This is a genomic window from Actinoallomurus sp. NPDC050550 (genome assembly GCF_040655075.1).
Taxonomy (GTDB): domain Bacteria; phylum Actinomycetota; class Actinomycetes; order Streptosporangiales; family Streptosporangiaceae; genus Actinoallomurus.
In genome coordinates, this window is record NZ_JBFAJC010000010.1 from 1 (window position 1) to 14041 (window position 14041).

The 14041-nt window shown below is 68.0% G+C and carries 13 protein-coding genes; 7 read left to right on the forward strand and 6 right to left on the reverse strand.

Translation table 11 applies throughout. The features are described from left to right. From AB0I04_RS15885 to AB0I04_RS15895, 3 genes are all read left to right on the forward strand, one after another. A partial coding sequence (locus tag AB0I04_RS15885) for a nuclear transport factor 2 family protein (protein ID WP_360884588.1) occupies positions 1-244 on the forward strand: 244 nt, incomplete at its 5' end. A 338-nt stretch (positions 245-582) separates the two neighbouring features. After that, positions 583-1674 (forward strand): helix-turn-helix transcriptional regulator, encoded by a 1092-nt coding sequence (locus AB0I04_RS15890; RefSeq protein WP_360884591.1) that lies wholly within the window; start codon positions 583-585, stop codon positions 1672-1674. A 371-nt stretch (positions 1675-2045) separates the two neighbouring features. Then, positions 2046-2567 (forward strand): hypothetical protein, encoded by a 522-nt coding sequence (locus AB0I04_RS15895; RefSeq protein WP_360884594.1) that lies wholly within the window; start codon positions 2046-2048, stop codon positions 2565-2567. Positions 2568-2860: 293 nt separating this feature from the next. On the opposite strand, the gene AB0I04_RS15900 is transcribed toward AB0I04_RS15895, so the two are convergent. Both AB0I04_RS15900 and msrA read right to left on the reverse strand, forming a co-directional pair. Next, entirely contained in the window at positions 2861-3262 is a 402-nt protein-coding gene (locus tag AB0I04_RS15900; protein WP_360884597.1) for a hypothetical protein, read from the reverse strand. After that, positions 3259-3915, reverse strand: a complete 657-nt coding sequence (msrA, locus tag AB0I04_RS15905) for a peptide-methionine (S)-S-oxide reductase MsrA (protein WP_360884600.1) — start codon at positions 3913-3915, stop codon at positions 3259-3261. The genes AB0I04_RS15900 and msrA overlap by 4 nt, the downstream gene beginning before the upstream one ends. Before the next feature lie 103 nt (positions 3916-4018). Here msrA and rarD point away from each other — a divergent pair, with 103 nt between their 5' ends. Further along, positions 4019-4924, forward strand: a complete 906-nt coding sequence (gene rarD, locus AB0I04_RS15910; RefSeq protein ID WP_360884603.1) for an EamA family transporter RarD — start codon at positions 4019-4021, stop codon at positions 4922-4924. 9 nt (positions 4925-4933) lie between these two features. Here rarD and AB0I04_RS15915 read toward each other — a convergent pair whose 3' ends face one another. From AB0I04_RS15915 to AB0I04_RS15930, 4 genes are all read right to left on the reverse strand, one after another. Continuing rightward, positions 4934-5848: a trypsin-like serine protease gene (locus tag AB0I04_RS15915; RefSeq protein ID WP_360884606.1), complete on the reverse strand. Its 915-nt coding sequence runs from the start codon at positions 5846-5848 to the stop codon at positions 4934-4936. Positions 5849-5889: 41 nt separating this feature from the next. Beyond that, positions 5890-6780 (reverse strand): hypothetical protein, encoded by an 891-nt coding sequence (locus AB0I04_RS15920; RefSeq protein WP_360884609.1) that lies wholly within the window; start codon positions 6778-6780, stop codon positions 5890-5892. A 218-nt stretch (positions 6781-6998) separates the two neighbouring features. Continuing rightward, the gene (locus tag AB0I04_RS15925; protein WP_360884612.1) at positions 6999-7904 is read right to left on the reverse strand and encodes a hypothetical protein; all 906 of its coding nucleotides are present in this window, start codon (positions 7902-7904) and stop codon (positions 6999-7001) included. 146 nt (positions 7905-8050) lie between these two features. Beyond that, positions 8051-8869 carry a trypsin-like peptidase domain-containing protein gene (locus AB0I04_RS15930; protein WP_360884615.1) on the reverse strand — a complete coding sequence of 273 codons (819 nt, stop codon included), beginning with the start codon at positions 8867-8869 and terminating at the stop codon, positions 8051-8053. 271 nt (positions 8870-9140) lie between these two features. Here AB0I04_RS15930 and AB0I04_RS15935 point away from each other — a divergent pair, with 271 nt between their 5' ends. The 3 genes from AB0I04_RS15935 to AB0I04_RS15945 all read left to right on the forward strand — a co-directional run bounded on the left by AB0I04_RS15935 (position 9141) and on the right by AB0I04_RS15945 (position 14026). Beyond that, entirely contained in the window at positions 9141-9713 is a 573-nt protein-coding gene (locus AB0I04_RS15935) for an LPXTG cell wall anchor domain-containing protein (protein ID WP_360884618.1), read from the forward strand. 139 nt (positions 9714-9852) lie between these two features. Further along, positions 9853-10005, forward strand: a complete 153-nt coding sequence (locus tag AB0I04_RS15940) for a hypothetical protein (protein WP_360884621.1) — start codon at positions 9853-9855, stop codon at positions 10003-10005. Positions 10006-10336: 331 nt separating this feature from the next. Beyond that, positions 10337-14026 (forward strand): hypothetical protein, encoded by a 3690-nt coding sequence (locus AB0I04_RS15945; protein ID WP_360884624.1) that lies wholly within the window; start codon positions 10337-10339, stop codon positions 14024-14026. The last annotated feature ends 15 nt before the right edge of the window (positions 14027-14041 follow it).

The window sequence follows — 14041 nt, forward strand, 5'->3', positions numbered from 1 at the left end:
TCAGACCAAGGCGGACGACCTGGAGCTGCACCGCACTCGAGCGCAGGTGGTGACGAGGGTGGCCGAGGAAGAGTTGACCGTGCTCACCGACGGGCACACCGGGGTGACGTGGTTTCTCGGCACCGTCGAAGGGACCATCTCCGGGGCGCCGTTCGCGGCCAGGATCCGCTACACCCGTACTTGGCTATACGACGAGACGCACGGTTGGCGAATCATCGCCGCGCACGCCAGCACGACCGATTGACACAGCCGACACGTTGTCCGGCGACCGGCCAGTGAGCCGCGGCACCATCTACCGGGCGCTCCAGCAGACACCCTGACCTCCAGGCGCGGCTCTACTGGGCGTCCTTCTCGGGTCCAGCGTTGTGGACGGCGGGCCGCCGTCGGGACTGTTGAGCGCCGATCTATTGGCAGCGGTGGCGGCGGCCGGGGTCGTGTTCGGCGAGGGCGGCGGGGTGAGGTTGGTATAGATGGCCAGGCTGCGGATGTTCTCGTGCCCGGACAGTCCCCAGTCCCGTCAGTTTCGACACGCTGGTGACGTTACGGCTCGCGCGCCTGCTTACAGGCGAATACTTGCTTCGTGTGGTGGACAGTTTGGAGTGGATGACCCGGGAGCTGCGCGCGATGGTCTTGCAGCGACCCGGCCCGCAGGAGCTGGGGCAGTTACTGTCCCGCCTCGTGGCGTCGCGGGTGGCGCATGACGCGCTGCGGCTCATCGGGTCGAATCCGGCGCTGGGCTTGGAGACGGGGGCTTTCAGCTTCTGGCACGGGTACGAACCCGACCTGGGGCGGGCGCTATTGCTCAGCCACTACCGGGGAGAAGACCCGTTGAGCCCACAGCGGCTCGCCCTGCGACGGCTTCCCGGCGGCGTCATGGGTGACCGAAGGGTCGCTCGAACGCGCCATGTGGGTGAGCCAGGCGAAGGATCCCGGTGGGAACGGCTGCCCCACGACGTCTTCGCGGCCAACGGGGCCGGCAGCGAGCTGCGGCTGGTGCTGCGCGATTCGCGCGGCAGCTGGGGGATGCTCGGACTGCTGCGTGCCGAGGGCGGCATCCAGTTCAGCCAGAAGGACGTTGAGAAAGTCGCCGAGATGACCCCGACGCTGGTCGCTGCCGTTCGGGCCTTGGTCACCTCTCACCCGCTGCGCGCGCCGACCCCGGCCCCGCCGGCGGGCGTGATAATCCTCGACCAACAGCACCAGATCAAAGCGGTTACCCCGCAGGCGCGGGAATGGCTGCACATGATGGGCGCGTCAGGGAGGTACGGCCCGCCCGAGTGGACCATCGAGCCGTTCCACACCGGCATGTCGCTGGCCGTTCGGCGGCGGGCGAGGGACGCGAATGCCCCGGTACCGCTGGCCTGTGCTCCCCCGATCTGCTTCGGCCGGTGGGTCACCGTTCAAGGACAGCCATTGGACGAGGGCGGAACCGGTGATGTGGCCATCGTCATCCAGGCCGCCGGTAAGGAAGCGCTACTACCGTTCTGCGAGTGGCACGGGATCACCGAACGTGAACGCGCAGTTGTCCAAGAGGTGTGCACCGGATCAGCGCCCAAGCAGATCGCCCGGCGCCTCGACCTGTCGCTGCATACGGTCAACGCCCACCTCAAGGCGGTGTACCGCAAGACCGGCGCCAACGGACGAGACGAACTGATCGCCGCGATCACCGCCTGACACAGGCGCCCGGGAACACAGCGCACCCTCCCCACGAGGCAATACGGCGATGACCGAAGGTGCTCCAGTTACGCGCGCCCTGTCAACTGCCCAAAGACGCGAGCTCACCTCGCAGCCGCTCACCGGAGCCGCGCCGAAACAGATCACCCCACCATCCGCAATCCCCAACCTTGGTAATACCGCGCGCATCAGCGATCCCGGAACCTTAGGTGGCCAGCACAGGTACACCGTTCGAAGGAGAGCACCCCATGCAACGCGACAAGACCACAATCAAGATCAAGGACTTGATGGCGTCACGCCTTATCCGCCCTCTCGGGCGATCCGCCGAATCAAGGAGAATCCCGGCGAAAAGCGCGAGGAAGTTCCTCGCATTGTCGGCGGTCATCGGGCTGACCGTGGTCGGCCTGTCCGCCACGCCGGCGCACGCGTCCGCCTCACAGTTCTCCGACGGCTTCGAGGGCAACCCCTGGAGCCACTGGGAGCCGCTGGTGAGTGGGGACGGCAGGGCCGACGCGGACATCGACCAGGGCTTTGCGAGGACCGGCGCCAACAACGGCTGGCTGTACACCGGCCAGGGGTGGGCGGCCGAACGCATCGCAGTACCGATCGGCCCGTGGGAGGACCGGTCGAACTGCAGCGCGGAGATCTACGCACAGCCGTTGGGCGGAGGCGCCCAGGTAGGCCTCGAGATCTGGGACCCCAACGGCTGGCACAAGCTGACCGCCACGGCGCCCTGGCTCACCGGCCCGGGCTACCAGCCGATCAGGACCACCTCGGTCAACCTGACCGGAATCGACAGGGTCTACGTCCAGGCGATCTTCGGTAAGGACAACGGGGTCAAGCAGTTCGTCCGATTGGACGACATGACCTTGCGGTGCGGCTCCGGACGGTGACGCGCCCCGGGACCCGGCGTGCCTATCGCCGGGTCCCGGCAGGGAGTGGACCGGATCGAGCCGGATGGACGACAAGTGCCCCAATCGGCACCGAGGGACCTCCATGCCAGATCCGCCCCCGCCCTCCGGAGGGGGCACGGGCGCCAGCCAACCACTGACAGAGTTCCGGCGTCACGCCACGGACATGTTGAGCGACAGGAAATTGGGCTCTGACGCACACCTTGGGGCTGCGGTCGCGTTCGGGAGAAGACCCCTTGCTTGGCGGCGGAGGACACCTTCGGGAGCGGAGGGCCCTACTGGGAGTCGTCCTCGTCGAAGTCCTCGTCCTCGTCCCGGGCATCGGGGTCGCGCAGTTGCCGGGTTGCGGTGGCGCCTTTGCCGGGCCCGGCCGGACCTGTGGGAGTGAACGAATATTTCCCATGGACGTTGATGTGGCGCTCCGCGTATCGACGCCCTTCGCCACGGCGAAGCTTCGGAAGAAGCTTCTGGAGCACCCGGCTGCAGTCATCCAGAATGACGCGCTTCTCGGCGTCCAGCGCTCCGCCTAGATAGCTACTCACGCAACCGGCCATGTCGCTGTCGAGCAGCACGACCGGTTCGCCGTCAACCTCCAGCCACTTGAGGTCATCCGGGAACGTCAGCCCGAGATGTTCCGCCCACAGAACCGAGACCTCGTCGAAGACGGTGTCGTTCACTCGGCCCGAGCGATGCCCACCGGACAACTGACACCGGTGCCACCCACGCCGCAGTAGCCGTTGGGGTTTTTATCGCTTGAAAGATACTGCTGGTGGTAGTCCTCGGCGAAGTAGAACTCGCCGGCGGGGACGATCTCGGTGGTGATCTCGCCGTAGCCGCTCTCGGTCAGGACCTTCTGGTAGGCGTCGCGGGAGGCCAGGGCGGCGTCGCGCTCCGCGTCGTCGCGGTAGAAGATGACCGAGCGGTACTGCGTGCCGACGTCGTTGCCCTGGCGCATGCCCTGGGTCGGGTCGTGGCCCTCCCAGAAGGCCTTCAGCAGTTGCTCGTAGGAGACCTTGGCCGGGTCGTAGACGACGCGCACGACCTCGGCGTGGCCGGTCAGGCCGGAGCACACCTCTTCGTACGTGGGGTTCTCGGTGTAGCCGCCCGCGTAGCCCACGGCGGTGGACACGACGCCGGGGATCTTCCAGAAGGCGCGCTCGACGCCCCAGAAGCAGCCTTCGCCGAACTCGGCGATCGCGGTGCCGGGCGGGTAGGGCGGGGCGAGTGGGGTGCCGAGCACCGTGTGCCGCTCGGCCACCGCCATGGAAGTGTCCCGTCCGGGCAGGGCCTCGTCAGGACTGATCATCTTCGTCTGCGCGAATCCGAACACCCCTGCAGGTTATCCCCCGGCGCAAACGAGGCGTCGTCCGTGAAGCATTGCTTGACAGTACCGTTCAGCATTTACGCTGATTACGACTTGCTACTATTTCTCCGTGGCTGATACCCGTCGTGGCATTCTGTCCGGCATCGCGGCGTACACGATGTGGGGCTTGTTCCCCCTCTACTGGCCGCTGCTGAAGCCGGCCGGGCCGCTCGAGATCCTCGCCCACCGCATGATGTGGTCGCTGGCCGCTGTGCTGGTGATCCTCGCCGTGCGCCGGAACTGGGCCTGGATTAAGACCATGCGGCCACGGCGGATCGCGCTGCTGGCCCTCGCCGCAATGATCATCACGGTCAACTGGGGCACGTACATCTACGCCGTCAACAACGGGCACACGATCGAGGCGGCCCTCGGCTACTTCATCAACCCGCTGGTCAGCGTGCTGCTCGGCGTCCTGATCTTCCGGGAACGGCTGCGCCCCTGGCAGTGGGCGGCGATCGGGATCAGCGTGGCCGCCGTCGCGGTCCTCGCCGCGGACTACGGCCGCCTGCCGTGGATCGCGCTGCTGCTGGCCTGCAGCTTCGGCACGTACGGCCTGGTCAAGAAGTTCGCGGCCACGGGGTCGGCGGAGAGCCTGACGGTGGAGACGGCGGTGCTGTTCCTGCCGGCCCTGGGGTACACGCTGTTCGCGCCGCATCAGACGTTCACCGGGCACGGGGGCGGGCACCTCGCCCTGCTCGTCGGCGCCGGGGTGGTGACGGCGATCCCGCTGATGCTCTTCAACACCGCGGCGACGCGGGTGCCGCTCACCGTGATCGGCATGCTGCAGTACCTGGCGCCGGTGCTGCAGTTCCTGATCGGGCTGGTGGTCCAGCACGAGGCGATGCCGGCGAGCCGGTGGGTCGGGTTCCTACTGGTCTGGGCGGCTCTGCTGATCCTCAGCGTGGACGGGCTCCGCACTGCCCGCTCCAAGCGGCGTGCGGTGGTCCGGCCGGAGCCCGTCGCCGAGGCCGCCTGACGACCGCCCTCAGCAGTGCGAGGGCTGGCAGTCGTTGGCGTATTTCCTGAGCTTGAGGATGTCGTTGTCGAAGACGGCGCTGTAGGACCGCCAGTCGTACGCGCCGCCCCGCTGGTAACCGCCGAGCGCGCCGATCACGTACCCGGTCTGCCTGCGGCTGTCGTAACTCAACATCCACGGGCTGCCGCTCGTGCCGTTGTAGAAGCCCTTGCAGTCGAAGCCCTGCTGGTACGTCGCCTGCTTGAACGTGTAGTTGGTGCACTCGATCGGCTTGTCCGGCGGGTTGTGGTTGTGGTCCCTCGCCGGGTAGCCGATGATCGTCACCCATCGATGGAATCCCTCGTTGATCCAGATCGTGTTGTAGCCGAGGGTGTGGGCGATGCGGCCGTTGACGGCGGCGAAGCCGAAGTCGAGGTCCTGGTCGGCGTTGCCAGTCCAGCGCTTGTCGACCGCCATCATCCAGATGGGCCAGACGCCGTGCGGCCGGTGCCCCGCGCTGTAGCCGGGCACGAACGCGACGTTGCTGTTCCAACGGTGCTTGTCCGGGTCGTACAGGCAGTGCGCCGCGGTCAGGAGCAGGTTCTGCTGCGACGCGTTGATCACGCTGGCCGTGCAGTAGTGGCCGCCACTGCCGTTGTTGAAGAAGAGCGCGCCGATGACCTTGCTGCCGCTGCTGTAGTGGGCGGACGGAGTACCGGACGGGGGGCCGGCCGGCAGGAGCGTCTCGGCGTTCCGGCTGGTCACCGGCGAAGCGGTCGCCATCCGAGCCGGAGTCCAGTACTTGAGGATCTGTGAGGTGTTCTTCTCGACGTGGCTCACCGGGTGCACCTTGCTGCCGTCCCCGGCGGCCATGGCGGGCGGCGCCGCTACGGAGAGGAGCGACGCCGTCAGCAGCGCGCCCTGGAGCATTCGTCTGATCTTCACCAGGCGCCTGCCTTCGTGATCGGAAACAGTTCGGCGCCGCATCAGTTCACCTTGGCGAGGAGGGTGGCGGCGTCGTTGTCGAAGACGGCGCTGTAGGACCGCCAGTCGTACGCGCCACCCGCCTGGAAACCGCCGAGCGCGCCGATCACGAACCCGCTCTGCGTGTGGCTGTTGTAGTTGATGATCCACGGGCTGCCGCTGGTGCCGTCGTAGTAGCCCTTGCAGTCGAAACCCTGCTGGAACGTCGAGTGCTTGAACGTCCAGTTGGAGCACTGGATCGGCCGGTCGGCGTGGTAGTACCTCTTCTGCGGGTAACCGATGACCGTCACCCACCGGTGGAAGCCCTGAGTCGCGCGGAACTTGTTGGAACCGACCACGTTCTCGATGTGGCGTCCACCCACCGTGCCGACCGAGACGAAGCCGAAGTCGAGGTCGGGGTCGCCGTGGCCGGTCCAGCGCCCGTCCAGGTACATCCTGCGAACGGGCCAGACGCCGTACGGCCTCGGCCGGGAGGTGTTGTAGTCCGGCACGAAGGCGATGTTGCTGAAGTAGCGGTGCTTGTTCGTGTCGTAGAGGCAGTGCCCGGCCGTGAGGACGGCGTTCTTCCCCATCGTGTGGATGACGCTGCCGGTGCAGTAGTGGTCGCCGCTGCCGTTGTGGTAGAACACCGCACCGACGACCTTGCTGCCACCGCTCCGCTTCGAGCTCGGCGTCCCGGCCGGCGGACCGGCCAGATCCGGGGTCTTCCCCTTGGTCCCCTCCGAGGTGGCGGACGCCATCCGGGCGACGGTCCAATATGCGGCGGTCTGCGCGGTGTCCTGATCGTGGCTCACCGCCCGTACCGTGTCGGTGTCGGCCGCCGCGGCCGGCACCGCGAGGGAGAAGAGTGACGCGGTCAGCAGCGCGCCATGGAGCAATGGTCTGATCTTCACCAGGCCCCCGCTTTCATGATCGAAAACAGTACGACGGCGCACTATTTCATGATCATTAAAGCGATAGACCCAGATTTCGGGCGATCAGGCCGCCGATACCGTCGATCCGGTCGTCCGACCGGGCGTGTATCCGCAGGTCAGCAAGGCCATCTCGATGCCGCGCCGTGGCCGGATGTGGACGTTCGCCCACACGCGGGTACGGGGCCGCCTCCCAGCGCTCAGGCCTGGTTGTTCGCGGTGACGGCGAGGCGGCCGATGTCGTCGTCGAAGAGCGGGCTGTAGGACCGCCAGTCGTAGTCGCCGCCGCGCTGATAGCCGCCGATCACGCCGATCACGTAGCCGCGCTGCGCCTGGTCGTCGTACTGGGCGATCCACGGGCTGCCGCTGGTGCCGCCGGTGAAGCCGCCGCAGTCGAACCGGAGCTGGCGATCGTCCTGCCGGTACGAGCGGCCGGTGCAGCGGATCGGCCGGTCGCTCGGGTCGTTGGCCTTCGACGGGTAGCCGATGACCGTGACGCGGTTGGAGTAACCCGTGTTGACGAGCATCTCGTTCGCCCCGACGACGTCGGCGATGCGCCGGCCGTCCATCACCTGCACGGCGGCGAACCCGACGTCGGCGTCTTGGTCGCCGTGGTCGAGCCAGCGCTCGTCCGTCACCATCAGCCAGACCGGCCAGGTGCCGTACGGGCGGCGGCCCTGGCTGTACTTCGGGACGAAGACGATGTGGTTGTTCCAGGTATGGCTGGTCGGGCTGTAGAGGCAGTGGGCCGCCGTGATGAGGAGGTTCTTCTTCGGAGAGTCGACGACGCTGGCGGTGCAGTAGTGGCGGCCGCTGCCGCTGCCGAAGAAGAGCGCTCCGACGACGCGGCTGCCGGTCGTGGGGGCGGCCGAGGGAATCGCCGAGGGCGGGCCTGCCTGCCGCGCCAGGCGCACGTCCCGGGGGTCGAGAGGGGTCGCCGACGCCATCAGGGCCGCCGTCCAGTACGCGGCGCTGCGCGCGCCGGCGGCGCGGTCGACGAAGGTGACGGGGTGGGCGCCGTGCCTTCCGGCGGCCCAGGCCGGCGAGGCCGGGGTGAGCGACGCCAGGCCGGTCAGGACGGCGCAGCACAGTCGTCTGGTCTTCACCGGTGACTCACCCTCCGTGCGCAGGCGTACACGATAACGAACTATCGCATCATCGCCGCGCCGCCGCCGGGTTTTCCACCGCCGTGTCGCAGACTGGGGCACGCTCTGGCCGCCGCGCAGCCGGACGGAGATCCGCCGGGCGCGCCCTAGCCGCGGTTCTTGGCGGTGGTGAAGAGGTGGTTGATGTCCTTGTCGAAGACCGAGCTGTAGGAGCGCCAGTCGTACTTGCCGCCCTCCTGGTAGCCGCCGATCACGCCCAGCACGTCGCCGCGCCGGGTGGTGGTGTTGTAATTCTTCAGCCAAGGACTGCCGCTGGTGCCGCCGTAGAAGCCGTTGCAGTCGAACTTGATCTGGTACTTGAAGGCCTTGTGGGTGGTCACCGTGCAGTAGATCGGCTTGTCGACGGAGGCGTACTTCTTCATCGGGTAGCCGATGACGCGGACCCGGTTGGTGTAGCCCTGGTTGATGACGAGCCGGTTCGCGCCGACGACGTCCGCGATCTTCAGGTTGTTGCGCGTGCCGACCACCGCGAAGCCGAAGTCGAGGTCCGGGTCGCGGTTCTTCTTCCAGCGCGAGTCGACGTACATGTACTTGATGGTCCAGGCGCCGTACGGGCGGCTGCCTTGGCTGTAGCGCGGCACGAAGACGATGTTCTTGGCCCAGCCCTTGGTGCCGTAGAGGCAGTGCCCGGCGGTGAGGATGAGGCTCTTCTTGGGCGTACTGACAACGCTCGCGGTGCAGTAGTGGCTGCCGCTGCCGTTGCTGAGGAACAGCGCGCCGACCACCGGGCTGCCCGACCACGTGCTCGCGGTCGGCCTGCTGGACGCGATGCCCATCTTGCCGCTCGAGAGGGCCTGCATCGGCCGGCCGTCGAGCGGTGTCGCCGCCGCCATGCGCTTAGGAGTCCAGAACGCCAACGTGGCCGGGTCGGCGAGACCGAACGGATCGTCCGCCTGGACGGTCACCGGAGTACCGTCCTCATTGGCGGGTCCGGCGAGCGCCGGTCCCGCAAGAGTGACCAACGTCGCCGGAATCAGGACAATCGGGAGGATCCTCGTCGACCGCACCAGCTACCCCGTCTATTGACAACCGTTAACACCAGCAAAGCGAATCAATAGCGTAGCCCTAACCTCTCGGCGCTTGATCAAGATATGCAGTAACTTGCATGTGCCGGGATTGACCTGAAGCTGCCCGCACAGCGGGGGCGAGAGCCCGCGAGGCTTGGAGGAGGAAGCAGTGCGACCAGCGCGTAAGGCCGTCACGGCCACCGTCGCGGCCGTTGTGGCGACCGGTCTGGGCGCCGCGCCCGCCGCCGCGCAGGGCATCGATGTGACACCGAACACGCCGCATGCCGGGCAACGGATCCACATCTCCGTTCCCGGCTGCAGCGTCGGCCCGACACCGCACATCGCGAAGTCGGCGGCGTTCACGCACGATGTGACGCTCTACGGCAAGGCGGACACCGGTGACGGCGATCCGCGGCTCAAGAAGGACCTGCCGGCCGGCACGTACGCCATCACCGCGTCGTGCGGCAACGGCCGTACGGTCCGCGGTCAGATCGTCGTGGCGGCCAGGGCCGGCCGGCCTGAGACGCCCGGCAAGCCGACCCACAAGCCCGTCACGTCGCAGGCGACCCCCGGTGGCGCGTCACCGCACCCCACGTCGTCCACGACCACGCTCAGTGCCAGCCCCGCCGCGTCGCAGAGCAAGAAGAGCTCGAACATGCCGTTCTTGGCGATCGTCGGGGTCATGGCGGTGCTGATCTTCGGCGGCGCGGGCCTGCTGTTCGCCCGACGCCGACGTAACTAGTGCGGTGACACCGTAGGTTCACCGGGTCGGTGACACGCTGGTCACCGGCGCACCCACGGCATCCGCCATGTCCACGGCTGCTGGTGAGCGATGACCGGCTGTGGGGCGCCGCCCGCCGGGCGGCGCCACCGTCTATGTGATGCGTGTTCCGGCGCTCTATGTGATGCGTGTTCCGGCGCTGCGGATGGGAACCGTCACAGTCCCCGGGGCGAAGCCCGTCGCCGCTCCGGCCGGTCGTGTTGAAATCCTCGTCGAGGCGGCGTTCGCCATACTCCTTGACCAACGTCGCTGATGTGCATCGAACGATGCGGCCTCCAGCGCACCGGATGTGCGCTGAGCGTGCCCGTATGGCTTCTGAGAGCCGATCCCGCTGTGCATGGTTCGCTCGGTCCCCTGTTTCTTCGTTGGTGAGATCCGCAAGTACACCTAACGCGTGTTCGAGCTGTTCAGGCCATGGGTCGGACGGAACTGCACGGGATCGGACGACGTGCGCGAGACCAGAACCGACCTGTGGCGAAGTGACCTGCGGATCGTCGTGGGCAGCCGCCGGCCGGCAGCCGCCGCTCTCCTGCCCTGTTGGACGCGATTGATCGATACGACCACGATTCGACAGAATGAAGGTCATGGATCAGGGTGGCCACGGCGACCATCGCCGGCCGCGGGCACCGGCGCTGCCGCAGGCGCCGGCGAGACTCCCCCATCCGCGGAAATACGGCGCCCCATCGACGGCGTCCGACGTTGTGGACGATGTGTGCCCTTATCAGGGCCTTGCGCCATTCGACGCCGAGCGGACCGAGTTCTTCTTCGGGCGTACGCGGGCGACCCGCGGCATTCTCGAGCGCCTGGGATCACGCCTGACAGAGCACGGCACCGTGCTGCTCGTCTCGGGTCCCTCGGGTGTGGGCAAGTCGTCGCTGCTGCGTGCGGGGCTGATGCCGGCGCTGGCGCAAGGGATGTTGCCGGCGGTCGGATCGCAGCGTTGGCCGCGCCTGCTCGTGACGCCGACCTCAAGGCCGCTGCGCGCATTGGCGGAGCGCTGGACGGAAGTGTTCGGTGGGGACGCCGAAAAGCTTTACGAGGGGCTGCGAGACGAGCCGCAGGATGCCCTGTCCGGAAGTGTCCCGCCGGACCGCCGGCCAATACTGGTGGTTGATCAGTTCGAGGAACTGTTCACCGTGGTGGCCGACGAGCGGGAGCGCCAAGCGTTCGTGGGGGCTCTGCACGCCCTGGCCGAGGGCCCCGCGCAAGCCGGAGTGATCATCGGTGTGCGCGCGGACTACTGGGACCGATGCGCCGCCTACCCGCAGTTGGCCGAGGCCATCCAGGACGGCCAGGTCATCGTCGAGCCGATGACGGAAGAGGATCTGCGGCTGGCCATCACCGGGCCCGCGGCCGCGGTGGGCCTGGAGATCGAGCCGGGCCTGGTGGACACCATCCTGGCCGAGTTGCGCGCCGACCAGGCCGTCGGCGATCGGTACGAGGCAGGGGCCCTGCCCTTGCTCTCGCAGGCGTTGCGCAATATGTGGGACAGGCGGGAGAACGGTCGGCTGACCATCCGCGGCTATGAGGAGTCCGGCCGGATCCGCGACTCCGTACGGCGCACCGCCGACGAGGTCCTGGGGCTCCTATCGACGGACGACCGCAAGACCGCCTTCAAACTCTTCCGGCGGATGACCTTGATCACCGTAGGTGGGCGAGTGGCGCGGCGCAGGGTGACCCTACCCGAGATTCACGCGGCCGTGTCCGCGGACTCGGCGGAGCGGCGGGATCGTGTCGAGACGCTGCTGTCCGCGTTCGCCGACCAGCGATTGATCACTTTGCACGAGGACGCCGTCGAAATCTCCCACGACGCGCTCTTGACCGCCTGGCCGGCGCTCCGTCTGTGGCTCGAGCCCGACTTGACCGCACAGGCGGTGTACGACCAGCTCATCGACGACGCCGCGGAGTGGGCCGAGCACCACCGCGACACCGCCTTCCTCTACCGGGGCGCGCGATTGCTGTCCGTACAGGACAGCCGGCCCCGCTGGGACCGCGACCTCGACAGCTTTCCGCCGCCCGGCCCGACGGTGGAAGGCTTCATCGCGGCATCGACGCGAGAGGCCCGGCGAGCAGACCGCCGTCGCCGTCTCGTGATGGTCGGCCTGGCGGTGCTGACGATCTTCACCCTCATCGCGGCCGGCGCCGCCGTCAACGCGGCGAACGAGGCCGACCACCAACGCAAACTGGCGGTGTCGCGCCAGTTGGCAGCGCAAAGCGAGATCGTCGGCGATCCGATCGCCTCCGCACAGCTGGCCGTGGCGGCGTGGCGAATCGCTCCCACCCCCGAGGCCCGCCATCGTCTGCTGGTCACGGCGGCGGGCGCGACCCGCGGAACGCTCGTCGGGCACGAGGCGTACGTCAGATCATCGGCGTTCAGCCTCGACGGCAGGATGATCGCCACCGGCGGCGTGGACGGGACCGCGCGCCTTTGGGACACGGCTTCGCATCGGCAACTCGGCGCCCCGATCGTCCTCCCCCGACAGGAGTGCTCCGATTGGCTCCCGGCGGGGGTGCAGGTGGCCATCAGTCCCGACGGGCGGGTGCTGGCTTCGGCATGCGCCCGGATCGTCCGGTTCTGGGACGTGTCCACGCACCGACAGGTGGGGCGCCCGCTGGACAACGGGGCTCTCGTCTCGGCGATCGCCTTCGCCCCGGACGGGAGGACTCTCGCGGCCGCGGGCTTCGGGAACATCGTCCGGCTGTGGGATGTCGCCGACGGCCGCCAACGGTGGGAGAACATCGGCCGCGCCACTGGAGCGGACGGCCATGACACGATCAACGCGGTGGCCTTCAGCGCCGACGGGAAGCGCCTCGCCACCGCGAGCTCCGACCGCACCGTACGCCTCTGGGACACCACCTCCCACGATCAGATCGGCGCACCCTTCGCGGGACACACCGGTGACGTCGACGGCGTCGCGTTCAGCCCGGACGGGAAGAGCCTCGCGACCGCGAGCACGGATGGAACCGCCCGGCTCTGGAGTCTGGCCACCCACCGGCAGATCGGTGCCGCCCTGAGGAAGCCCGATGGCAGAAGCGCCTTCCATTGGATCACCTTCAACCCCGATGGCAGGCGACTCGCCACCGCCGGAGACGACGGCCTCATCCGTCTCTGGGACACGACCAGCCACCAGCAGGTGGGCGTACTGGGCGCCAACGACCTTCCCCTCTGGCGAGTGGCGTTCAGCCCTGACGGAAGGCTCCTCTCCACCGCGGGCGACGATGGCGTGGTGCGGCTGTGGGATCCCCTGACCCACCAGCAGATCGGCGACGCCATGCCCGGAAGATCCGCCATCGCTCTGAGCCCCGATGGACGAACCCTCGCCAGCGGCGGACCCGGAAGAGACGATCCGGCGGTCCGCCTGTGGGATGTGGCCACCCAACGTCCTACCGGCCGCCTGCTGCGATCGGCGGACAGCCCGTCGAGCGGCGGCGCCGTCTTTCAGATGGCGTTCAGTGCCGACGGGCGGACACTCACGACTCTGAGCACCGACGCCGTGCGGACATGGGACACGACGAGCGGACGTCAGACCGGTTCTCCCGGCTACGTGGAGAAACGTAGTGGTGTCGCGGCGCTCAGCCCCGGCGGCAGGTTCCTCGCCGTCGAAAAGGACGATTCCATAGTGGCTTGGGACGTCGCGGGCCGCCGCGAGATCGGGACACGAATCCGCGTTCCCGGCAACGCCCCGATCATCTCGGCGATGGCCATCAGCCCCGACGGCGCCTTCCTGGCCACCGATGACTTCGACCGCCACGTGCGTCTTTTCGACGTGGCCAAGGGCCGTCAGATCGGGACTCCGCTGCCCGTCGGCACCAACGTGATCATGGTCTCGATGGCATTCGGCCCCGATGGCAGGACCCTGGCCATCGGAGCAGCCGATGACACCGTACGACTGTGGGACGTGGCGGGCCATCGTCCGATCGGAGCCGCCCTGACCGGTCACGCCGGCCGGATCAGCGCGATGGCGTTCAGTCCTGACGGCAGGATTCTCGCGACCGGCTCCGCGGACCACACCGCGAGGCTGTGGGATCTGTCGACGTACCGTCAGATCGGGGCTCCGCTCACCGGACATACCGGCGCTGTGACCGACATCGCCTACAGCCGGGATGGAACCACCGTCGCGACGGTGGGCGAGGACGGGACCGCGAGGCTGTGGAACGTCGTCCTGCCCGCCGACCCGGTGGCCGCCGCATGTGCCATCGCCGGCCGCTCCTTCACCCGCGCCGAATGGGAGCGCTACGTGCCGCAGGAGAAGTTCCGACGGATATGTCCGTGACTGTGCATACCCGCA